The following is a 23139-nucleotide window of genomic DNA, read 5'->3' as shown; positions in this document are numbered from 1 at the left end:
TAAACCTTGAAGCTTAAGTGTATCATAGTTGACGACGAAAGCCTTGCAAGAAAACTTCTTGAAGATAATATCAGCCATTTGCCATTTCTGGAGCTCACAGCCACTTGCAAAAATCCATTTGAAGCCATGCAGGTACTACAGGAAAAAGATGTAGACCTTATGTTTCTGGATATCCAGATGCCTGGTATGCTGGGTACTACATTTTTACAGGGCTTGAGGTATAGACCGATGGTCATATTTGTCACAGCTTATGCCAATTATGCAGTGGAAAGTTATGACCTCGACGTGGTTGACTACCTGTTGAAGCCGGTTAGTCAGGAAAGATTTACAAAAGCTTGCTATAAGGCCCTTGAAGAGAAACAGAAAAATGTGGCTTTGATACAGGAGAACCAAACAAAAGGCCTACCCGCAGATGATGACGTTATCTTTGTGAACAGTGAATATGCATTAGTAAAAGTTATTGTCAGTACTATCAGCTACGTAGAAAGCATGAAAGATTACGTCAAGATATATACATCTGTTTCTTCAAAACCTATCATCACAAAAAGTACTTTAAAAGGTATTGAAGATCGACTACCGGAAAAAAAATTTATGAAAGTACACAAATCATTTATCGTCAATCTGGATATGATAGATTCAGTACGAAACCAAAATATTATCATCGGATCATCTGTCATACCCGTAAGTGACGCCCATCATGAAAACTTTATGCGCATTTTAAATACTAAGCGCCCTTAGGAGGTGTGAAGAGTATGTTTAAAGTTTTATCATTTGGCTCCAAGCGGCAAATTTTATTTTCTGTTGAGTTATATTTTTTGCGGTACCGCGTAAAGCTATGCTTGAGCAACCAGCTATATACGGTATTCGCTGCGAGCCGGACTGAATGGTGCGAAGCAAATTCAACAAACAACTTGTCTTGTTCAATTAAGTCCTCTGGCTTTTTGGCTATATTTAGTGGCCCTTGAATTATGTTTGTGAATACATTCATGATTTCATATTTCTTATTATTGCCCCTAACGGCTTGGCTACCCGACGGCTCGTCCCGATAGGGCGAGATGTCCGTGTTAGCCTGTGTTCCCGCTAAAGACTGGACAGGTCATGGCTTCGTGATTAATTCTTTCTTTAAATGTGGAAATACTTCATAAAAATTTGAAGCTCCGATCGCTGAATTCGCTGAGTCAATTTTGTCCTGTGGGATAGGCACATTTTTAAATCTATCAAGAGTCTTATCTACAACCATTAATGGATTTTTCTTTAAATCTCTTTTAGTCAAATCTTCTACTCTCATGATTATTTTTTTAATTGTATTAAGAATGCATCATAATTGATACCTATTGTAAAACGCAGGATTTTTCCATTGAGTTTCCCAAATATATCAAAATCTTTGGATAATTCTTCAATAAATACGGCAATTGCCATTTGGTAAAGCCTAGTTCTGGCATTGTCACTCCCTTTAAAATGAAGTACAACTTCTGGTTTATTGGCAAAAAATCCATATACAGTGTCAACGACAGAAGCCAATACTTTATCTCGATCACTGTTATTTGAAATATTTTCGAAATCAGTTTTATCTGTTTCGGGGTTATAATCACCTAAAGCAAGATTATAAACTCCTGGTTCATTCATAGGTGTGAAAATAACAACCTTAACAATATTGCCTTTGGGTCCATGACTTGTAAACCAAAAAATTGTTTGATCTTCGTTTGTACTTATCTGATATCTCGGTAACTCCAACTACTTCTTTATAACTTTAACCTTTTGTCCATTTTGAAGGCTAAAGATAAGAAGTCCTGATGGCATTTTAGAAGCATTTACTACATTATTTTACTTGTTGGGGTCAGTTTTAAGTTGACTGAGTTCTTTTGTTTCATGAGCCACCAACTTTCTATCAGACGAAAAAAACTAATCAGAACTTTCAGATTTTTTATAAAAAATCAGGTACTCTGTTGAATTAATAGTCCTTTGTTGTAAAGAGAACTTCTCCCAACATTTTCATTTCCTTCCATCTTTTTCTTTGTTCATTTTTTATGTTGGATATTGCTTTAAAACCTTAGATGAGTGCTACAACCAGCATTTAAATGTTATACAGACGATAATTTTTTTTGAGAAAAATTATGTCTTCATTATTCTAAAAATCAAGATGTTGGTTAATCCATTTTTCTCAAACCAATTTATTTTGAGTATACTTTTTTATCTGATTGTGATCTTGCCATCCATCACAAAACAAAAAGAGCAGATTTAATGGATCTGTCCTTTTATTTTTTAAAAATTTATGTCGATGTCATTTAGATAAGACCACATTATGAAGTCCTTTCCCTTTCAAGACTGCCAGACGGCAAGGCAGGGGAAGGACTTAGCCTCCCTGCCCAACGGTACGACGAGGCAGGGATGGGTAAAAACAGATCAAAATACTTTAACTAAAAGACATTGATTATTTAGAAATTTCTGAATTCTTTGTCAAAACAAACTGGTCGACAAAATCATGTCAAAAATAATTAAGAACTGGGGACTCAAGTCCTGCATTGGCAATGAGAATTTTAACTACATTTGCATCATTTGAAGGTCAATAATACTTTTCTATATTTATGATTGCTTTTCGGGAAATTGGGTATACTCTTTTGCTTTTTATATTGATTACGAACATTTCCTGTTCTTTCAATAATCAAAAACTGCTGATTGATTCCCACAAACCATTTTTTATCATCCACCCTTTGCTGTTCAAAGGCGAAAGATTCCCAAATGTGGTAGTGTCAAAAAAAGGAACAGTGATCGCAACCATTGGAAGAGAAAATTTTGTAGTGAAAAGGAGTGAAAACGGTGGGATCACATGGAGTGACAACATATTAGTACATCAACCGGGATTTCATGGTGGTGGTGTGATATCTGATGAAGTGTCCGGGGATATTTTGGTTTTCATGGATGACAAACACCCTCCAACACCTGGCAAGATGTTCAGAAGTAAGGATGATGGTAAGACCTGGAAAGAAGAACCCTTGAGTATTACTCCAGATTCAAAAGGGAATATGCCATCTTTACACATGAATGAACATGGTATCATACTTAAATTCGGAAAACACAAAGGCAGGCTGATCAGGCCCACAAGGTATTATGGTCAAGGCAATGATGTGAATTACTGGGATCAGCACTACACCAATGCCATCTACAGCGATGATCGTGGTAAGTCTTGGAAAACCAGTGAACCTTTTCCGGTGATGGGTACTGGTGAAGCATGTATAGAACAATTGTCTGATGGCAGATTGTACTACAATTCCAGAAGACATAAGTCCACGGATGGGCTTGATCCCCGATGGAGATATGAAGCATGGAGTGAGGATGGCGGCCACACCTGGCAAAATATGAATGTCAGCAAAGTACTCCCTGATGGCAATCAATATAGTGATTATGGCCTCATGGGTGGGTTGACCAGAATCTCAACAGTAGATGGTGATGTTTTGGTTTTCAGCAACATAGACATACCTAAAACTGCTGATCAAAAAGATCTGGCTTTTGAAAACAGATGGGGCGACCGCAGAAACGGGGCTGTATGGCTGAGTAGAGATGGAGCAAAATCATGGCCTGTAAAAAAAGTAATCGATTCAGGAGGTTTTGCCTATTCATCTCTGTATGCAGGTCGACCGGGTACCCCGACAGAAGGATTGATCTATCTGCTGTATGAAAAAATCGAAAATGGCCAGTATGTGGGTGCAAATATGGCCATTTTCAATCTTCCTTGGTTGGAATCAAAATAGTTATTGATCTCCTTAATTCAACCCTCTCTTTTTCAGCAATGGATCGATCTTAGGCTCAGCGCCTTTAAATCTTTTGTACAGTTCCATAGCATCGGCGGTACCTCCTTTTTCCAGGATGTTTTTTCTGAAAGACATGGCCGTCTCCTTGTCAAACAGTCCCTTGGATTTGAATGACTCAAAAGCATCAGAATCCAAAACTTCAGACCATATGTAGCTGTAATATCCTGAAGAATAGCCGCCTGAAAAAATATGATTGAAATAGGTGCTGCGATATCTTGGTATGATTTCACTGATGAGCCCTTTGGAATCCATACTTTTCTTTTCAAAATCTGTGGCGTTCATTTCCATTATCTGCTTTTGAGTATGGTAATCCATGTCCAGCATAGATGCTGAAAGGTATTCAGTAGTAGCAAATCCCTGACCATAGGTGCCGGAAGTCTTTATTTTTTGGATCAATGCATCTGGAATCACTTCACCTGTTTTGTAGTGTTTTGCAAAACTCTTCAATACTTCCGGTTCTAATGCCCAGTTTTCCATAATTTGAGATGGGAGTTCTACAAAATCAGTAGGTACATTGGTACCCGCCAGAGAGGTATAATTGACATTGGAAAGCAATCCATGAAGAGCATGACCGAACTCATGAAAATATGTGGACACTTCATCAAATGTTAACAATGCCGGTGTGTCGCCAGTTGGTTTTGTAAAATTGCAAACTATTGAGATCACAGGAGGGACTCTTTTTCCGTCTTTCATTTTCTGATCGCTGAATGAGGTCATCCATGCACCACCACGTTTACTTTCCCGCGGGTGAAAATCCATGTAAAGTATGCCTACAAATGAGCCATCGGCGTCATTGACTTCATATGCTGTGGCTTCAGGATGATATGTAGGCAGGTCTTTTCTTTCCTTAAATGTAAGGCCGAATAACTTTTGGACAGTCGAAAATACGCCCTGATGGACATTTTCGAGACTGAAATATTGTTTGATTTCATTTTCGTCCAGCGCATATTTTTGTTGCCGGATTTTTTCGGCATAGTACCTCCAGTCTTGTGGTTCTACAGTAAAATTACCACCTTCTGATTTGATAAAATCCTGAATTTCTTTTACTTCATTTCGGGCTTTTGAAATGGCCGGTTTCCACAAGTCACTCAGAAGTTTGTTGACGTTGTCAGGATTTTTTGCCATTTGCTCCTCGAGTACATAATGCGCATGTGTAGGATAACCAAGTAGATTCGCCCTTTGTACTCTGAGACTGGCTATTTTTTTGATGATTTCATTGTTATCATTTTTATTTCCGTTACTGCCTTTTTTCTGCATAGCGTCCCATATTTTTTGACGCAAACCTCTGTTTTCAGCATATTGAAGGAAAGGCATCACACTCGGGTTATGTAAGGTGAAAAGCCACTTACCTTCCATATTCTGATCTTTCGCAGCATCTGCAGCAGCAGATATAAGGTCTTCTGAAAGTCCTTTCAAATCTTCTTTTTTATCGATCACTAATTTAAAATCATTGACTTCAGCAAGTGTGTTTTGTCCGAATTTTACAGTAAGTGACGACAATTCTTCATTGATTTTTGTAATTGCTTCTTTTTCTTTTGATCCGAGAAGTGCCCCATTACGTATAAATGATTTATAGGTTTTTTCGAGTAGTTCATTTTGCTCTTCATTGAGTTGGAATGAAGCTTTGTTGTCCCATACAGATTTTACTCTTTCAAATAATTTTTGATGAAGTGCTATATAATCATAATGTTTAGCAAGAACAGGGGCCATTTCAACCGATATTTTCTCCAAAGTATCATTGGTATGTGCACCTGTCATATTGAAAAATATATTGGAAATCCTTGAAAGCATTGACCCGGCTCCATCGAGGGCTACGATGGTATTGTTAAAATCCGGCGCAGCAGTAATATTTGCAATAGAATCAATTTCTGATTTATGAATAGCCATTGCCGCTTCAAATGCAGGCTTGTAATGTTCATCTTTGATCAGGTCAAAAGGCGGAACGCCGTATGGTGTTGTAAATGATGAAAGTAATGGGTTTTCGGCAGTTGATGCGTTTTGGTTCATATCTTTATTTTTGCAAGAAAAAGTAATAGTAAGTAGTAACAAACTGATGGATATTAAATGAAGTTTCATTGTGACAGGCTTTAAGTGAATTAATTGGCAAAGATAGGTAAATTCTGAGTTCAGAATGTATAAAATATCTACCGATTATATTGTTTCCGGTCATAAAAGCTGTTGGATTGTCACGGAACTTTTCACAGGGTATTTTCGTTACTTATAAATAAATTAAAACCACTATGGACAGTGTTATCGATGTCAGGACTTTGAGTAAGGAACAACAATATCAATTAGTTATGGATATACTCAAACACAATAAGGAATTAAAGTCTAATTTTGACAGGCTTTTGCCCAATCCCAATGATGAAATTTCAATGGAATATATTGAAAAACTTATTGAACAAGACTTTGAACGATATGATGAAGTATTTAGAAAATTGGCATGAAATATCTAACAAAAGAATTCATTGTAACTGTTAATAAAAAAACTGTTAAAGCACATGGTGGAAACTATATTGAACCTGCCAATTTTTTAAACGAATCCAATCTGGATTATTTATTGGAAATAGTTAGTGCTGAGTTATTTGGAGAACCATTATATCCTGATTTGAGTGATAAAGCTGGCTTATATATGTACAACATCATTGCCAATCATATTTTTCAGGATGGAAATAAACGTACCGGTTTAGAAGCTGCAATTGTTTTTTTAAGAATAAATGGATTTAATATTTCACAAAATTTAGAATTAGATGAAATTTACAACTTCACCATAAATGTAGCTTCAGGTATGATCAGCCTGGAAGAATGTCAGTCTTGGTTTGAAGCTAATATAGTGATGGATTATCTCTCTTGAGATGCTTTTTAAGTCCATTCCTGAAGATTGTACTTAACATGTCTCAATAATCGCATTTGGTGGCTATGACAATTTTTTAAAATATATCTTGTTTTCATCAAACCCAATGTGAAATTCCATTGTTAATGCTGCAATATGCAAAAATTAAAAACCTGGAAAGAAACCCTGGATTTTATGTACCAGCGGCTGCCAATGTTTCAAAGAATTGGTGCAGCAGCTTATAAAAAAGACCTCACCAATACCATCTTACTATGCGAAGCATGTGGTAATCCACATCTTATGCTAAAATGTGTACACATCGCAGGTACTAACGGAAAGGGTACAACGACACATATTATAGCATCCGGATTGCAATCTCAGGGATACAATATTGGTGTTTATACTTCACCCCATTATGTGGACTTCAGGGAAAGGATAAAGATCAATGGATTATACATTTCAAAAAAATACATTATAAGTTTTATTAACGCAAATATTGATGCAATTGAAAAAATTCAACCATCATTTTTTGAGTTGACAGTAGCTCTGGCATTCCGGTACTTTGCAGATATGAAAGTAGATTTTGCAGTCATTGAAACAGGCCTGGGAGGAAGACTGGATTCTACCAATGTCATCACACCCATGGTTTCGGTGATCACCAATATCAGCTACGATCACCAATCCATGTTAGGTCACACATTGTCACTCATTGCCGCCGAAAAAGCAGGAATCATAAAGGAAACTATTCCGCTAGTGATAGGAGAAACTCAGGCTGAAGTGAGTGATGTATTTTACAAAAAGGCAGAAGAACTTCATGCAGATATACGATACGCAGATCAGCATCTGACTCTCAGTCAAAAGACCGGATCCAAAGGAGAGCTGGTGTATGATGTCTATAGTGATGGAAATTTGTGGTTGAAAGATCTAAAAACAGATTTGATCGGGCCTTTTCAAAGCAAAAATATCATAACAGGTCTATATGCTTTAAAAGAATTGAGTACACATATTCCCTTGGATTTTGATAAGGTGGTCAATGGGTTTACTGAGATCCACCAGAGGACAGGCTATATGGGTCGTTGGCAAATTCTGGAGAAAAGTCCTTTGGTTATAGCAGACAGTGCGCACAATACAGGTGGCATTTCTATCGTGGTTGAAGAACTCAAAAAATTAAAAGAGGGCAGGTTGCATATCATCATAGGCTTTGTAAATGATAAAGACATCTCTGAAATCCTTAGCATGATGCCTCAGCACGCTATTTATTATTTTGCCAAAGCAAACATCCCGAGAGGACTAGATGCAGTAGAATTGAAAAATCAGGCAAAATACTCCGGGCTTAAAGGAAATTCTTACATTTCTGTAAGAAAAGCATTTGCAGCAGCAAAGAAAAAAGCGAAAAAGGGCGACACCATCTTTATTGGAGGGAGTATTTTTGTAGTGGGGGAAGTTTTAAAGACTTATATTGAAAAACAAAAGATTAATTAATGAGCAGAAAAATAGTTTTGGCAATTGGCGGTTCAAGCGGAGCTATTTACGCTCAGAGGTTGATGCAAATATTGTCGTCATATCATCATGAAATAACCATTGGTATAGTGATGTCTGACAATGCCATCACCAATTGGGAACTCGAAATCAGCCCGTTTAATGCATCCGATTGGCCATTTAAATTTTATACCAAAAATGACTTTTCTGCACCATTTGCTTCAGGTTCTGCCAGGTATGATACGATGATCATTTGTCCATGTTCTATGGGACTTTTGGCCAGAGTAAGTCAGGGCATATCCAATGATCTGATCACTAGAGCCGCTGATGTTATGCTGAAAGAAAGAAGAAGATTGATCATCGTACCTCGTGAAATGCCTTACAATCTGATCCATCTCAGGAATATGACGAACCTTACAGAAGCTGGAGCTATCATTTGTCCTGCGACTCCGTCTTTTTATAGTAAGCCGACATCTTTGGAAGCCATTATAGACACAGTTGTGCACAGAGTTCTTGACCTTGCAGGAATCGATATTTCCACTTTCAGGTGGGGTGAATAACAATACCATTTTTTTAAAAAAAATAAAAGATCCCATATGTACAATAGCATGAGAGAAGTAGTCGCTGACCTTGAAAAGAAAGGAATGATACTACGAATCACGAAGGAAGTTGATCCTGATCTGGAAATTGCAGAGATTCACCGCCAAACTTATGACAAACAAGGACCTGCATTGTTATTTGAAAAAATTAAAGGGAGCCCTTTTCAGGGTTTGTCCAATTTGTATGGTACGGTGGACAGAACAGAGTTTCTGTTCAGAAAAACTATTCCCAAAGTAAAAAAAGTCATCCAAATCAAAGCCGATCCCTCAGTTGTATTGAGGAATCCTTTGAAATATTTGACCACACCTATTACAGCCTTTACAGCACTTCCTATGAAGGCTTTTTTTTCAAAACCAGCGATGTACGGCCAAACATCTATCGACAAATTACCAATGATCAAATCCTGGCCGATGGATGGTGGAGCATTTGTCACTTTGCCTCAGGTTTTTACACTTCCTCCCGGTTCAAAAAATCCCATGCACTCCAATCTGGGTATGTATAGAATTCAGCTATCAGGCAATGACTACAAAATAAATGAGCAAATCGGACTTCACTATCAATTGCATAGAGGGATCGGCATACATCATGAGATGTATAACAAAAGTGACCAGCCATTTAAGGCTTCCGTATTTGTTGGCGGTCTCCCTTCACATGCATTTTCTGCCATCATGCCTATGCCTGAGGGTATCAGTGAATTGACTTTTGCAGGCATGTTAGGAGGTAAGAGGTTCAGATACGCCTTTGATGATCAGGGGCACTTTATTTCTACCGATTCCGATTTTGTCATAACCGGCACAATTTTGAAAAATTTTAAACTACCTGAAGGGCCATTTGGAGATCATTTAGGTTATTACAGTCTTACTCATGACTTTCCGGTGATGAAAGTGGATAGGGTATACCACAGAAAAAATCCGATCTGGCACTTCACTGTAGTAGGCAGGCCGCCACAGGAAGACAGCAGCTTTGGATACCTGATTCACAAACTTGTAGAAGATCTGACTTCTCAGGAATTTCCTGGTTTGTCTGAGTTGCATGCTGTGGATGCTTCTGGTGTACATCCGCTACTGCTGGCTATTGGAAAGGAAAGATACATGCCATTCAGAGATGAAAAACCCGAAGAGATTCTTACCATTGCCAATAGGATTTTGGGGTCAGGACAGACTTCTCTCGCCAAATATCTAATTATTGCAGCTTATGGCGATGATCCACAGCTGGATACTCATCACCTTGAACATTTTTTTCATCATTTTCTTGAAAGAGTGGATTGGGCAAGAGATTTACATTTCCAAACTAAAACGACAATTGATACATTGGATTATTCTGGAGACTCCTGGAATGGAGGTTCAAAAGTGGTAATGGCATGTCGCGGACCAAAAATCAGAAATCTGGCCATTGAGTTGCCATCAGGATTCCATGCTCCTTCATTAAAATCAGCATCAGTGATCCAATCCGGCATTTTGGGTTTGACCATCCAGCCATTTACAACACAGACGCAGGCTGAATCAGAAATAGGAGCACTTTGTACTTTTCTGGAAAATCAGGACTTAGGTGGCTTCCCACTAATCATTCTTTCAGATGATTCTGATTTTACTGCAGCCAATATCAATAATTTTGTATGGGTAACTTTTACAAGGTCCAATCCATCGCATGATATATACGGTATCAATTCTTTTATCCGATACAAACATTGGGGCTGTAAAGGTAGCCTCATCATCGATGCTAGAAAAAAACCTCATCATGCTCCTGAATTGATTGAAGATGAAACGATCAGAAAGTCAGTGGCAGAATGGTTGACTTTCTGATCGAATATTGTTGATAAAGTTTTACTACCTGAGCAGATTTACATTTCCTCTCTTAGTGTATACTTCTTTGTTGATACAAATTACTCTAAGAAAATAAGCATAAGCGTCTGGAGGGAGTTCTTCGCCTTTGAAGGTGCCATCCCAGCCTTGCTGATCATCTTTGGTCTTGAAGATCTCCTGGCCCCATCTGTTATAAATAATAAGCTCCATTTCGTCTATGAAATTGCTGCGAAGCCTGAACACATCATTGTTACCGTCATTATTCGGAGAGAAAGCATTTGGAAGATAGACGTCCGTTTCGTCACATTTTGCATTTCTCACTGTTACAGTCGCCTGATCTACGCCAATGCATCCATTTCTGTCAGTGACAGTTGCTGAGTATGTGGTGGTCAAAACCGGAGAGACCTTGATAGTTGTATTTGTGCTTCCTGTGCTCCATACATATTTGTTTGTATTGATAGGGTTTTTGATCAGGAGATCTACTGATTCTCCTTCAAAAATTGTCAAATCAGGGATAGCATCTATCGTTACATCAACTTTGGCAGCAGCTTTGACATTGACATTCATGGATTGGCTGCAACCACTTACTTTGTTGGTAACTTTGACAGTCAGCGTCTTATCTTTTGAAATTTTTATTTTAGGGTTGATACTATTGCCTCCTGATGCTACACAGTCTTTTGGAGTCCAGTCGTAGGTATAGTCAGATGGATTTGTAATGGTCAGTGTAACTTCAGTAGGCGTATCTTGACAAAGTTGTTCAGGTGCTTTGACAGTAAAAACAAATGGTTTTGTCACCTTGGGCTTAAACACTAATGAATCTATACACCCAGAGGCAATGTGCCTCAATACCACTTTATAGTCTATAGAATCTGAAACTGTGATAGTTGGCATTGTCGTATTGCCACCTGAAACAATTTTATTTGCCGGAGACCAATTTATCACATACTGTGTGGGATTTTGAATATTTAGTTTTATTTGGCTGGGTTCATTAATACATAAACTGTCTTTGGCTTCGATATTGAAATTAAAATCAAGGACGTTTACATTAATTGTATCTGTATCAGAACACTTAAATATATCAATGGCTTTCAATACAATTTTAGTGTTGGCAGTATATTTTGAAGAATATTTTTGACCCGAAAACAATAATTTACCATTTGCATCATACCATTCATACGATACATTCTGAAGATTGGAGGATGCATTCATGGTGAGTTCGGCACCCTTACAAATGGTAGTATCTCTCACTCGAGCTAAGGTCACTTGAGGATTGATGATCACTGATTTTGTGATGGGTATAAACGGGCATGATGAAGTTAGATTTATTAACTTAACGTTGTAAGTTCCCGGATTTTTAAAAGTATAACAAGGTGCATTGTCCAATGATCTGTCATCAAAAGTATTGGTATCTCCAAAATCCCACTCAACAAATCCCAAATAATTGGTTCGTTCCAATTTAAAGCAAACCTCATACTTGCCGCATTCTTTCAAATTGACATCGAAATTCATGCTTGGATTTTCTTTAATTCTTACTTTGATAGAATCTTCAGTTGAGCAATTGAATTGATTAGTTGCTGTAAAGTAGAGGGAAAAAGAATCTTTTTCAGCAGGACCTATCAAAATGGTAGGTCTGCTCGTATTGCCACCTCTGATGATATGAGGATCATTTTTCCAGACAAAATTATTTACATGTGTACTGTTGTCATTAAATGTAATCAATTGATTGGAATCCAATGGACATAAATTGATTGGTGAAAGTCTTATAATTTGTGGTTTTTCATTATTAATTGTAATCTTTGCTGGTTTAGATGAGCAGCTCGTACCTTCAAATTTTACATAATAATCCTGTTTTCTCCCTGTAAATGAAGATGTTATGGATACTCCCTGACCGATGATATCCTTGAAGTCTTCACTTTTAGACCATGTATAAGTTCCTGATCCAATACCACCACTACTTTTTAGTGTGACATTTCCATCGCAGGTAAAATTGTCAGAATCTATTTTAATCTCAACACCTGCAATTAAAGCCAGTACCTGAATGCTATCTTTTACAGTACATAATCCATCACTTACCGTTATGTAGTAGGTCGTATTATTATTGACTGAAACTTTAGGATTTTTTGGTTCAGTAAAGTCCAATCCCGTCAACGGCGACCATGTATAAGTCCAGGCGGGATTAGAATTTTTGATAAGATACTTACTCTCGCCGGGGCAAAGTACCAGTGGCTCAGTCTCAAATTTTACGGAAGCATATGGGCCCGGCAGGAAAGTTGTTTGCACCCTATCTGTACATCCATTGGCAAATGCAGCTGTAAAATCGAGTTTTACCAAACTGTCTTTCGGGATATTCAGGGACACAGGTGTACCATTCAATGTTTGTCCCGATGTACCTATTGTCACCTGCCACTGGATGGATGAAAGTGGTATATTGCGACCCAAACTATCCACAAACGAAAGTGAAATTTTTACCAAATCATCTGTGGGACACTCTTCGCCTTTGTATTGATATGCTGCTTTTGGCAGTATATTTTGTAGACTTAGATTTCTGGACACAGTGACCTTACATTCTTTATTCAGGTATGTAGTAAGGAGAACGTCAAATGTTGTTGTACTTTGGGGCAGCTGTACGATGATGGAGTCACCTGTATATGGGCGACCATTTACAACCCAAAATGTAGAATCTATTTTTGCAAATGGATTCAATGTTGCGGCAAGATTTTTAAGTTTTATTTCTGCAACTTCGCCAGTTGGACATCCCACCAAAGCCAGAACAAAATCTGCTTTTGGTATAAAGTCTTCAATTTTAAATGTATGTGTTTTTTTACCAGTACAATTATTTGTTGATGCTATATCGAGGGTTATTTCAAAATTTCCTGTATATGACAATAAAATTTCAACAGATTTGCCCGTGTATTTTGTGATTTTACCATTTTGGTCCACTGTCCATTCCCATTTATTGATACTGTGTCCTGACTGTGCAAATGAGCTGATATCAGACAAAGTTACACTCAACTTGTCAGTCGCAGGATCGCATCCATTCAGTGTCGTAGTAAACTTAGGATTGATATTATTTTCAAATACCGATATATTTTTGATATTGGTGTCAAAACAACCATCTGCCTTCGTTGCTTTGAGCTGGACTTTATATACTCCGTCTTTACTAAATGTAAAAGATGGATTCACAACTGTAGATTTAAAAGTCCCTGATGTATCTGGAAAATTGAAATTCCATTCAAATGAAATCGCACCTGTACTTTTATTTTCAAAAGATACATTAAAACCTGAACATTCAGCACTTGAAACATTAAAATCAGCCAATGCCGGAGCTGTAAGAGGAATATTTTTTACCAAACTCTTTCTGCAGTTGCCTTGAAAGGAATTTTCCAGCATGATACTGACGCCTGATGCATTGTAAGGAACTGAAACAATTACTGAATCCCCAGTTACTGACCTATTTCCAATGATCCATTTTGTGTCCTGTATTTTACTGAATGGGTTTTTTTGAGCGGATAGATTGATGAGCCTGAGATCTATGGTATCTTTTCTTGGACAGCCTATTGCTTCCGTTTTGAAATCAAGCTCTGGCACTAAGTCATCTGATTTTACAACTTTTGTTTTGGATGCACTACAACCATTGTCTGATGTAACTTGGAGGGTTACAGAAATATCGCCTGTTAGAGTAACATTTATTTCAGGATTTACACCTGTTTGTCTTCTGGTTATTCCATTTTGAGTGATATTCCATTCCCTTGTCACGATACCCTGACCCGGTTCGTTTGTTGCCGAGATGTCAGTAAGTCTGATGCGCAGACTATCCTGAAACTGTTCACAATTTGTCAGCAATACATTAAAATCTGGATTTATCTTGTTTTCATATGCGCCGACTTCTCTGATGATTGTATCGCGACAACCATCTGCAACTCTGGTGGTTATCAACTGTACCTGATATTTTCCACTAGTCGTATATACATATGAAGGGTCCTTGATAGTAGAGTTGAATATCGGATCAGCCGATGGATGATTAAAATTCCATTGATAAGTATCAGAATTAGTGCTGTTATTTTTAAAAGAAAGATTCAAGCCGCCACAAACTTCACTTCCTAAAGAAAAATCTGCCATAGGTGGAGCAAGAAGTTTGATCTTTTTTGTAAATGTATATGTACACAAGCCTTGAAAAGCTGTACGCATGGTCACAGAAATACTATCATTTGTAAAAGGAATGTTCACTATAGCCGTATCTCCTGAAACTGTTAAAGCTCCTATGGTCCATTGAGTGGATGTAACTACGGCATAAGGATTTTGTTGCTTTGACAGGTTGATGAGTCTTATTTTTAAGACATCATTGACAGGGCATGTAGGATAGTCTATACTAAAGTCAGACTTGGGTTTTATATCATTTGAATTTATTTGTTTGGATATCGTAGATCGACAACCGTTACTTGCACTCACATTTAAAGTTACGGATATGTCTCCGTTAAAAGATAGAGATGCAGTAGGATTGGGTCCTGTATAATTTTTTGTTATACCGTTTTGGGTGACCGTCCAGTTCCATTCATTCAAGGTATATCCCACTTCTGTAAATACAGATTTGTCTGACAACTGTATCTTGAGACTGTCACTGGAATGGTTACAATCTGACAGTGAAAAGATGAAGTCAGGGCTGATCTTGTTGTTAAATATAATTACTTTTTGAATGATAGTGTCAAAACATCCATCAGAACCCCTTGTAGCTCTGAGTCTTACATTGTATGTGCCGATAGATGGGTAGGTGAATTTAGGATTTGTTTCTGTAGACCTAAAGGCAGGATCATTAGAAGGGTAGTTGAAATTCCACTCAAAAGCACTTGCACTGAGACTGTTGTTAAAAAAATCTACAGTTAGACCATCACAATTGGTCTCTGTAGTGGTAAATCTGGCTAATGGTGGCTGACTGCAGACTCTGACATTATACTGAAAATCTCTACGTACTGCCCCAATTTTTACACCATTGCGGTATTCATCCACGCAGATTCCTATCAAAAACTGGCCAACGAGATTTGGAGTGGCAGTAATTCTTCCGGTTTTACTGTCAATTTTTAGAGGAATACCTCCCATCATGTCCAAAAGCCCGTAAGGTGATCTCCATATTACATTGTCATAAGGAGGGAATCCTGGCGGTTGTGGTCTCGGAAATGCCTTTGTCGCTCCTAAAGACGGGACACAAAGCTTATACACTAATGAATCACCGTCTCTGTCTATCGCTGAATGGTCAAATTCATGCGGCTTATTGGCACAAATATATACATCCGGCCAAGCCTTAAACTCTGGTGTGCTGTTTTTGACAATTAAAGCTTCATCAGTTACATGAGCCCAGTATGTACTTCCCGTTTCAAGCGGATCTATAATATTATTTAACGAACCATTCCTGCAACACCTCTGATATGCGAGAAAATAACCGCCTGGTCTGTCAGGAAGATTGACAAGTCCTCTGTACGTAGTTTCATGAACACATACTTGAGTACCTTCAAAACCACAATCACTTCTGATGAACTCATTGAGCGTATCAGAAGACATAAAAGGCATCCTTATCTGTCCATTATTTGCAAGCCATACTGCAAGTGATCCGCCTGCTGTAAAAATACCCACAGAAGCAGGATTGTCAAAATCAGCCTCCGGTGAGCCCAAAAAGCAGTCTCTCCTTAATACAACTTTAACCTCATATAGGTCTCCGGAGACGTGTTTGTAAGTAAGGTTTCCTCCCACAATGTGTGTTGCTGCTACATCTGTGGTACTGATACACCATACTGCAGGAAGAATCAATATTATTCTGAAAAATATAATTTTTATATGATGTTCCGTTATGATGGATTTTTTTTATTTAATCAATTATTTCTTGATGCTCTGATGATTTCCACCCGTCGTTCTTTGGCAGCTTTGAGACTGTATATAGAGTTTCTCTCATCTTTGATATCGCCAACAACATCGGGTGGAGAAAGTTCTTTACCAAAAGATATATCAGTAATGATCAGCTGACCTGCCAAAAAATATTTTTTCAACTCCTCATTATCAAAAAATACCATCTCATTTTTGACTGAATTGACTCTCCTTTGACCAAGAGAAAGGTTATATTTTGAATCTGCTCTCGGTGAGGCAAATCCCTTGAGCACAAGTTCTACTTTATTACCTGCTTCAAGCTCCTGAATCACATTGTTTATAAACATTTTAAACTTATCATATCCTCCTTTTATATCCCCTTCAAAAAAGTTTTCGTAATCATTTAGAATATTTTCTCTCGTCGCATCTCCCAGCGGCTTGGTGTAGCGTTCTTTATATTCTGATTTTCTGAACATATAATTGTTGACCAATTCTCCGTATTTAGTTTTTGTATTGGTGTTTTTACTGTCTACATCCGGTAAGTCATTATCAAAAAACAAACTGATCGGCAAGAGATCCTGCAAAACAAATTTATCCAGAAATAATTCTTTTGTGATCAGTCCGGATTTGTCATAAGGTCGCGTATCTACGATTTCTTCGGCATCGGTGTATCCATCCTTTTTACCGATAATTTTATACATTTTACCACGATCCAGCATAAAGTTAAATTCATTTGAAAGCAGATTAACTTCCGTGATATCCCTCTTTGACTTGTCTGACATATCTATAAGGGTCACAGTGGCTCCCTCTAAAGGTATTTTTCCGATTTTTGTAAAAGTAAATACATCCAACAACATCATATCTGTACTGAGGTACATTTTCCTTATGATGGATTCTGACTGATCTATGCCTATTGTGGACAGCTTTATTGTATCAGGGTTGTAGTTTTCTCTTTGTGCCACAATGATATAATTTCTGTCTTCAGCAATCTGAAATTTATGATCATGACCATCATCATTTCTGAATCGGGTCAGCTCCAGACCAGTATCCTGATCTATGAGTATTACCGTAGCCTTCTTTAAGGGCCTTCCGGTGAGTTTGTCAAAAGTCAATGCGTTGAGATCCAGTTCTATCTTCTTGATTTCCATTTTGTAGATGTCATAACAGCATGACTCATAATAACTGTCGAGATAATAAGAACCATCTCTGTTGGATGATAAAAATGCTGTGTTGCCTTCTTTGTTTTCAGAATAGTAAATATCATGATAACTGGAGTTTACAGGTACGCCTACACTCACCACACCACCAAAAGTATCATTTATTCTGCCGGCCTTAAACACATCAAATCCTCCGAGACCTGTTCTCCCATTACTACTGAAAAATAGAAAATCAGAACCATTATTGTAATAAGGTGTAATTTCATCGTCTGGTGTATTGATTTCATTAATGTTGATAGGTTGCGAATATCCGAATTTTATGTCGATAAGGCTATACCATATATCCATTCCACCTCTTCCTTCTTTCCGATCAGAAACAAAGTATAAAATTTCTTTTCCGGTAACTTTGTCGGTAGTCACATGCGGGTGAGTCGATGTGGTACCCGGTATATTTATGGGATCGGGCAGTTTCATTTCATTACTTAAATTTCCGGAAGCATCAATGTTGCTTCGGTAGATATCGCACCGCAGATCACTTCCATTGATATATTCACATACTGTATAGTATAGATAAGTTCCGTTAGTGCTGACAGAGGAATTAGCTACCGAAAAGTCGCGTTGATTGATGTAACCATCGAGAGGAACCACAAGGCTATCCCGATTCTTCTTTAATAATTTTGAAATTTCTCTTGCAGGAATTAATAATGGCTTTTCTTCTTTGTACCTCATCGATGTAAAGTAAAATTCATCTTTAAAAACGTGTCCGGCCACTTCAGAAGCGGTTGTATTAATGTCATCGCCCAATTTTTCAAAACTGATATTGCGTTTGAAATTTTTTGTCTGGGCTGCTGCGTATTCTATTGAGGCTATATCCTTCTTAGCCCGGGCTGTATACAAGGTATCTAATCCACCGTATTCTGAGATGTACATATCAAAATATTTTCTGGCTTCTTCGTATTTCCCCATATGTTGTTTCATGCTGCCCAACCAATAGATAGCTAATGGCATGGTGTCGTCATTCAGTGAGTCTACCAGATATTGATATTTTTCTGCTGCCTTTGAGTAGGAATTAAACAACCTCGCCGACTCCGCTGCTTTGAAAAGAACATCTTTGTCTGCAAGGTCAAATTCCAATGCTTCATTGTAATAAATGAGCGCAGCGTAATAATTTTTGTCTGCAAATTCTCTCTCTGCTGCTTCTATAAATTGCTTTTTTGAAGGTGACTGTGCATCCAGCCGACCCGATAGTGCCGGCACCAATAAGCAAATTATAGCAATTGTTTTTATAAGTTCAAATCTCATTATCAATTTCTTTTTACTAATAGATTGGACAAACTTTGGCTTCTCTCATTGGTCTCACATTGGCAATAATATACCTTATATGAATCTCAGGTCCACCTTTATTAGAGTTGACTATATCGTTAAAGTTGTTGGTATCCACATCATAGCTTAGGCCGGCATAAATGTTATTGTACTGAACAGCGATGGTAGGTATAAATGATTGTGCCGTCCTATATCCCAAACCTGCATGAAGTTGAATTTCTTTCCCTTTTTTTTCACTTAGATAGATTTTGCCGAGCCCTCCGAATATCGTTTCATTGTATGGACCCTGTATCTGGTGCAGTGCATGGAGCTGGACATCAAGGAAGCCTGTAACTTGGACCTGCCCCGTGACTGAGAGTGTCATTCTTCGTGGTAGATTGGCTACGTCATTATTGTAAAATGCCGAATTAGGTTTCAGTAGATGCAATGCTGATGCACCTATATCAGCATATGTTCTTTTGTCTTTTTGATATCTGTAATTGATACCCAATCCTGTCTCTAAGAAATTGACTCTCTCGAGATTGCTGAATGACTCTCCAGTAGGCAAGGCACTGTTGAAAGCTTCACCATCCCATTGTTTATCCCAGGTAAGCAACGCAGTGTTAAATCCCCTTGATGCAAGTCCCAATGTCAAGCCTGCACTGACGATATGATTGGCATTGAGTATCCGATGATAAGCTCCGTTTACATTGAGTGAAGTCAAATTTAGCTTTGAATCTCCCTGTCTGTCATGATTTAGGCTGCCTCCTATACCCAGAAAATGTTGATCTCCTTTGAGCACATAGAGTTTTCTGTCATATGCACCGCTCATTGTAAACCAGGGTACCGGCACAAATCTCCACTGATCTCGCATTGATACCATATACCTGTGGTCGCCATTAAATACACCTGTCAAAGCAGGATTGATATTCTGCGGTGAATTGTAAAACTGGCTGTAATGTAGGTCCTGACTATATGTATTTTTTGATATAAAAAATATACACATCAAGATCACTGTATTAAGGATGAAATTTCTTCTCAAAATCAGATTATTTTATTGTAACAAAATATACAAATATATAAGTCATTTAAAGACAAATATATACGTTTTTTAATTGATATTCAATACCTTACCTTTATATTTTATACAAAAACCGTACTAAAATGATATTTTTAGCGATTATATTCTGATTTTTTTTGTAACTGATCAAATAGTCCTCTGTCCTGCAGAGTCATTGATCAATTCAAAAGCAACATTACTGATATAATATTTTGACGATTCTATGGTTTCATTTTGAAGGACCATGTCTTGTGCTAATGGATTTTCAAATACTTCGTTTAAGTTTAAAATCTTGCAAAATGGTATATTGATGGCACATATTTTTTGCTCTATCTCCGAAAACCTTAGCTTTGACATAATCTGTTGCATGATTTGCTGTAAGGCGGACCTGGTTTTAACCCTGTCAGAATTTTTCTCAAAGTTAGGATATGCTGTTTGATCCATATTCAGGGTAAACCATAGTTTTTTAAATTGATCATCACTTCCCAGCGCGAGCAGAAACTTTATATTGTCTTTTGAAGTAAATAAATCGCCGTAAGGGGCAATATTTGGATGCAGTGTTCCTATGGGTTTTGGCACATGATTGGCATTCAAATAGTTGGAAGCCTGATTGGCCAATCCGGATATAGCACTTTTGTAGAGCGACACATGTATAACACTGCCTTTGTGCGTAATAGCTTTCTTCCACATAGCCAATAGTATAGCTTCTTTCATTTGATGGGCTGCAAAAATATCAATGACGGCCACGGGAATTTTTGATATATGCTCGCTATCTGTTCCGTTCATGGATATCCATCCTGTCTCGCCTTGCATGACCAGATCATAACCCGGCCGTGGATCATCCCATGTATATGCACTCAATTGAGCAAAAATGATTCCCGGGTATTTTTGAATGATTTCCTCGGGCACAAATGATAGTTTTTGAGCTGTTTTCTTTTGAAAATTGGATATGACAATATCACTTTCTGACATGATTTTTTCAACATCTGACCTGTCTTTGGCGTCGGTCATATTTTTCATGAGTACTTTTTTGCCATAGTTGGCACTATGATAATATGCAGAAAATGTAGCTTCCTTTTTTTCAGCCGGCAGTTTCCACTGTCTGGTAGCGTCCCCGCCTGTAAGTTTGTTTTCTACCTTGATGACTTCAGCACCCAGCTCAGCAAAAAAAGAAGCTACCAATGGTCCGGCAAGGATTCCGGACAGATCCAGCACTTTGAGCCCTTTGCAAAGCAGATTGGTCAGAAGTTGATTTGATTCATTTTTCATTCATTTGATATTATTCGATTTTATTTGTTGAAATGAGTCAAATGATGGGATTTTATACACACTTTTAGGAATGTTACGAACAATTAGCGAAATCGGCGTAAATTAGCGTTTGAAATTTTATACACTTATGAGTATGTTTCTGTGTGTTTCTATTAAAAGTGTTCAAAATGACTGTTTGATTTTTGGTTTTTTACAGGTTATTTCATTTCAAACCCTCAATGAGCTTTCAAAAACTTCGCCGAGACTATTGACTCTTTCAGACCTGTGCTATAAGTATAAAACCCCTCACCAGTCTTTTTACCCAGTTTGCCGGCAGTCACCATATTGACCAATAAAGGGCATGGTGCATACTTGGGATTGCCAAATCCCTCATACATGATACCCAATATGGACTGACATACATCAAGCCCTATAAAATCTGCAAGTGCTAATGGCCCCATCGGGTGTGCCATACCCAGTTTCATGACGTTGTCAATCTCAGATACACCTGCCACTCCTTCATACAATGTATAGATGGCTTCATTGATCATAGGCATCAGTATTCTATTGGCTACAAAACCCGGGTAATCATTTACTTCAACAGGTATCTTACCCAATTTTCCGGACATTTCCATCACGGCATTACAAACTTCATCCGAAGTCGCATAACCTCTGATCACTTCCACTAATTTCATCACAGGCACTGGGTTCATAAAATGCATTCCTATTACTTTATTTGGTCTTTTTGTTTCAGCGGCCAGTTTTGTGATTGAAATAGAAGATGTATTGGTCGCCAGGATGCAGGATTCAGGAGCAAAAGTATCAAGCTTATGGAATATTCCGGCTTTGACAGAAGGATTTTCTGACGCCGCTTCGATGACTAAATCTGCACCTTTTACAGCCAATTCTACGGACTCTGTGGTTTGGATTTTACTGAGGACTTTTGGTATGGTATCTGTCTGTATCAGCTCTTTTCTGGCCATCCGATGCAGATTTTCTTCTATGATTTTCATAGCATTGGCCAATGCAGCTGCCGACACATCACAAAGGATAACATCATAATGGTGCATAGCAAATACCTGCGCAATCCCATTTCCCATAGTACCTGCTCCTATTACTGCAACCTTTTGAATCATTTCTATTAAGTTTATTTTTTAAACCAATGTCGTTTAGTTAAGACATCTTTATGAAGTCTTTCCCTTGTAAGGGAAAGATTTATACCAACAGAAACTGATTTGCAAAATTTAAAAATCACAATTATTTGAAAATTAATAACTTGTGATTTAAATTTTTTGCACAATATTTTCTGTTCACTATAGATAGGGTAAAACAAAGAACAATTCCTTATCCAAACGACGTTATATTTTAAACTAAACTGCAAATGTAGCGTGATTATTTTATTTATTGCCTATTGATTTTTTTGCAAACACATTTTTCATTAGGTGTCTTTTGTGCTATCATCTATGTCAATTCAAGGCCGATATTTATGGTACTTGATTTGTAGTTCAAATTTACGTCCAAATATCAAATCCTCTGTTGTCCAAAGTCTCCGACTCTTGGACTTTTATCTATCGGTCTCATGACCGGAGTAAATTGTCCACAAGCGGTCAAAGACCGTAAGGCTCTGTTAATAAATAAATGGTGCAGAATTGGCGAAATTAATTTGTTCTTTTTCAAAGCGTAAATGAGGCGAATAGCCTTAGCTATTTAGGGTCTGCTGAAAAAGTAGCATCACTCAATTTTTATAAAGCTATTGGTGTGGTTAATTGTTCAAAAAACAAGCGATAGTGAACATGAACGTAGTGTAGTGCAAAGCACCAAAGGCGTGTAAGCCTTTGACGAAGTGAACCGCTAGCGGATGGGCAGAAAAAGTGCGTCTATTGCCAATGATAAATATTTGATGTAAAGGATAGATAATCAAGGCAATAGAAAAAGCATTTTGACATGAGAGAGAACGTTGCTTCGCAATCGCCTTTTTTTGAACTAGCGTTTTTTG

The 23139-nt window shown here is 37.8% G+C and carries 15 protein-coding genes; 7 read left to right on the top strand and 8 right to left on the bottom strand.

The window, feature by feature from the left end; translation table 11 throughout:
• The first annotated feature begins 6 nt into the window (after window positions 1-6).
• Window positions 7-738, top strand: a complete 732-nt coding sequence (locus IPK35_04535) for a response regulator transcription factor (protein ID MBK8052552.1) — start codon at window positions 7-9, stop codon at window positions 736-738.
• Between the two features lie 358 nt (window positions 739-1096).
• Here IPK35_04535 and IPK35_04530 read toward each other — a convergent pair whose 3' ends face one another.
• Both IPK35_04530 and IPK35_04525 read right to left on the bottom strand, forming a co-directional pair.
• Window positions 1097-1288, bottom strand: coding sequence for a hypothetical protein (locus IPK35_04530; protein MBK8052551.1), 192 nt, complete (start codon window positions 1286-1288; stop codon window positions 1097-1099).
• Window positions 1289-1290: 2 nt separating this feature from the next.
• Window positions 1291-1626: a hypothetical protein gene (locus IPK35_04525; GenBank protein ID MBK8052550.1), complete on the bottom strand. Its 336-nt coding sequence runs from the start codon at window positions 1624-1626 to the stop codon at window positions 1291-1293.
• Window positions 1627-2585: 959 nt separating this feature from the next.
• Between IPK35_04525 and IPK35_04520 the strand changes: the two genes are divergently transcribed.
• Entirely contained in the window at window positions 2586-3749 is a 1164-nt protein-coding gene (locus IPK35_04520) for an exo-alpha-sialidase (protein ID MBK8052549.1), read from the top strand.
• Between the two features lie 12 nt (window positions 3750-3761).
• Here IPK35_04520 and IPK35_04515 read toward each other — a convergent pair whose 3' ends face one another.
• A complete protein-coding gene (locus IPK35_04515; protein MBK8052548.1) occupies window positions 3762-5885 on the bottom strand; it encodes a M3 family metallopeptidase in 2124 nt (707 codons plus the stop codon).
• A gap of 164 nt (window positions 5886-6049) precedes the next feature.
• Here IPK35_04515 and IPK35_04510 point away from each other — a divergent pair, with 164 nt between their 5' ends.
• The 5 genes from IPK35_04510 (at window position 6050) to IPK35_04490 (ending at window position 10523) form a co-directional block, all read left to right on the top strand.
• The gene (locus IPK35_04510; protein MBK8052547.1) at window positions 6050-6256 is read left to right on the top strand and encodes a hypothetical protein; all 207 of its coding nucleotides are present in this window, start codon (window positions 6050-6052) and stop codon (window positions 6254-6256) included.
• Entirely contained in the window at window positions 6253-6663 is a 411-nt protein-coding gene (locus IPK35_04505; protein ID MBK8052546.1) for a type II toxin-antitoxin system death-on-curing family toxin, read from the top strand. The genes IPK35_04510 and IPK35_04505 overlap by 4 nt, the downstream gene beginning before the upstream one ends.
• A gap of 135 nt (window positions 6664-6798) precedes the next feature.
• Window positions 6799-8124, top strand: a complete 1326-nt coding sequence (locus IPK35_04500) for a bifunctional folylpolyglutamate synthase/dihydrofolate synthase (GenBank protein ID MBK8052545.1) — start codon at window positions 6799-6801, stop codon at window positions 8122-8124.
• On the top strand, window positions 8124-8681 hold the full coding sequence (locus tag IPK35_04495; protein MBK8052544.1) for a UbiX family flavin prenyltransferase: 558 nt from the start codon (window positions 8124-8126) through the stop codon (window positions 8679-8681). Before IPK35_04500 ends, IPK35_04495 begins: the two co-directional genes overlap by 1 nt.
• Window positions 8682-8717: 36 nt before the next feature.
• Window positions 8718-10523 (top strand): UbiD family decarboxylase, encoded by a 1806-nt coding sequence (locus tag IPK35_04490; GenBank protein ID MBK8052543.1) that lies wholly within the window; start codon window positions 8718-8720, stop codon window positions 10521-10523.
• A gap of 24 nt (window positions 10524-10547) precedes the next feature.
• Here the strand turns inward: IPK35_04490 and IPK35_04485 are convergent, their stop codons facing one another.
• The 5 genes from IPK35_04485 to IPK35_04465 all read right to left on the bottom strand — a co-directional run bounded on the left by IPK35_04485 (window position 10548) and on the right by IPK35_04465 (window position 22276).
• Window positions 10548-16322: a gliding motility-associated C-terminal domain-containing protein gene (locus IPK35_04485; GenBank protein MBK8052542.1), complete on the bottom strand. Its 5775-nt coding sequence runs from the start codon at window positions 16320-16322 to the stop codon at window positions 10548-10550.
• Between the two features lie 62 nt (window positions 16323-16384).
• Window positions 16385-18835 (bottom strand): hypothetical protein, encoded by a 2451-nt coding sequence (locus IPK35_04480; GenBank protein ID MBK8052541.1) that lies wholly within the window; start codon window positions 18833-18835, stop codon window positions 16385-16387.
• A gap of 16 nt (window positions 18836-18851) precedes the next feature.
• Window positions 18852-19877, bottom strand: a complete 1026-nt coding sequence (locus IPK35_04475; GenBank protein ID MBK8052540.1) for a PorP/SprF family type IX secretion system membrane protein — start codon at window positions 19875-19877, stop codon at window positions 18852-18854.
• Window positions 19878-20042: 165 nt separating this feature from the next.
• The gene (locus IPK35_04470; protein MBK8052539.1) at window positions 20043-21164 is read right to left on the bottom strand and encodes a CoA transferase; all 1122 of its coding nucleotides are present in this window, start codon (window positions 21162-21164) and stop codon (window positions 20043-20045) included.
• Between the two features lie 215 nt (window positions 21165-21379).
• Window positions 21380-22276, bottom strand: a complete 897-nt coding sequence (locus tag IPK35_04465; protein ID MBK8052538.1) for a 3-hydroxybutyryl-CoA dehydrogenase — start codon at window positions 22274-22276, stop codon at window positions 21380-21382.
• Between the last annotated feature and the right edge of the window lie 863 nt (window positions 22277-23139).

Source organism: Saprospiraceae bacterium (genome assembly GCA_016713025.1).
Taxonomy (GTDB): Bacteria; Bacteroidota; Bacteroidia; order Chitinophagales; family Saprospiraceae; genus OLB9.
This window is presented reverse-complemented; position numbering and strand designations above follow the sequence as displayed.

Excerpts from the sequence above, each read along its gene's own strand:
- IPK35_04530 (MBK8052551.1), bottom strand. The coding sequence starts at position 1,288 with ATGAGAGTAGAAGATTTGACTAAAAGAGATTTAAAGAAAAATCCATTA.
- IPK35_04525 (MBK8052550.1), bottom strand. The coding sequence starts at position 1,626 with ATGAATGAACCAGGAGTTTATAATCTTGCTTTAGGTGATTATAACCCC.
- IPK35_04520 (MBK8052549.1), top strand. The coding sequence starts at position 2,586 with ATGATTGCTTTTCGGGAAATTGGGTATACTCTTTTGCTTTTTATATTG.
- IPK35_04515 (MBK8052548.1), bottom strand. The coding sequence starts at position 5,885 with ATGAAACTTCATTTAATATCCATCAGTTTGTTACTACTTACTATTACT.
- IPK35_04510 (MBK8052547.1), top strand. The coding sequence starts at position 6,050 with ATGGACAGTGTTATCGATGTCAGGACTTTGAGTAAGGAACAACAATAT.
- IPK35_04505 (MBK8052546.1), top strand. The coding sequence starts at position 6,253 with ATGAAATATCTAACAAAAGAATTCATTGTAACTGTTAATAAAAAAACT.
- IPK35_04500 (MBK8052545.1), top strand. The coding sequence starts at position 6,799 with ATGCAAAAATTAAAAACCTGGAAAGAAACCCTGGATTTTATGTACCAG.
- IPK35_04495 (MBK8052544.1), top strand. The coding sequence starts at position 8,124 with ATGAGCAGAAAAATAGTTTTGGCAATTGGCGGTTCAAGCGGAGCTATT.
- IPK35_04490 (MBK8052543.1), top strand. The coding sequence starts at position 8,718 with ATGTACAATAGCATGAGAGAAGTAGTCGCTGACCTTGAAAAGAAAGGA.
- IPK35_04480 (MBK8052541.1), bottom strand. The coding sequence starts at position 18,835 with ATGAGATTTGAACTTATAAAAACAATTGCTATAATTTGCTTATTGGTG.
- IPK35_04470 (MBK8052539.1), bottom strand. The coding sequence starts at position 21,164 with ATGAAAAATGAATCAAATCAACTTCTGACCAATCTGCTTTGCAAAGGG.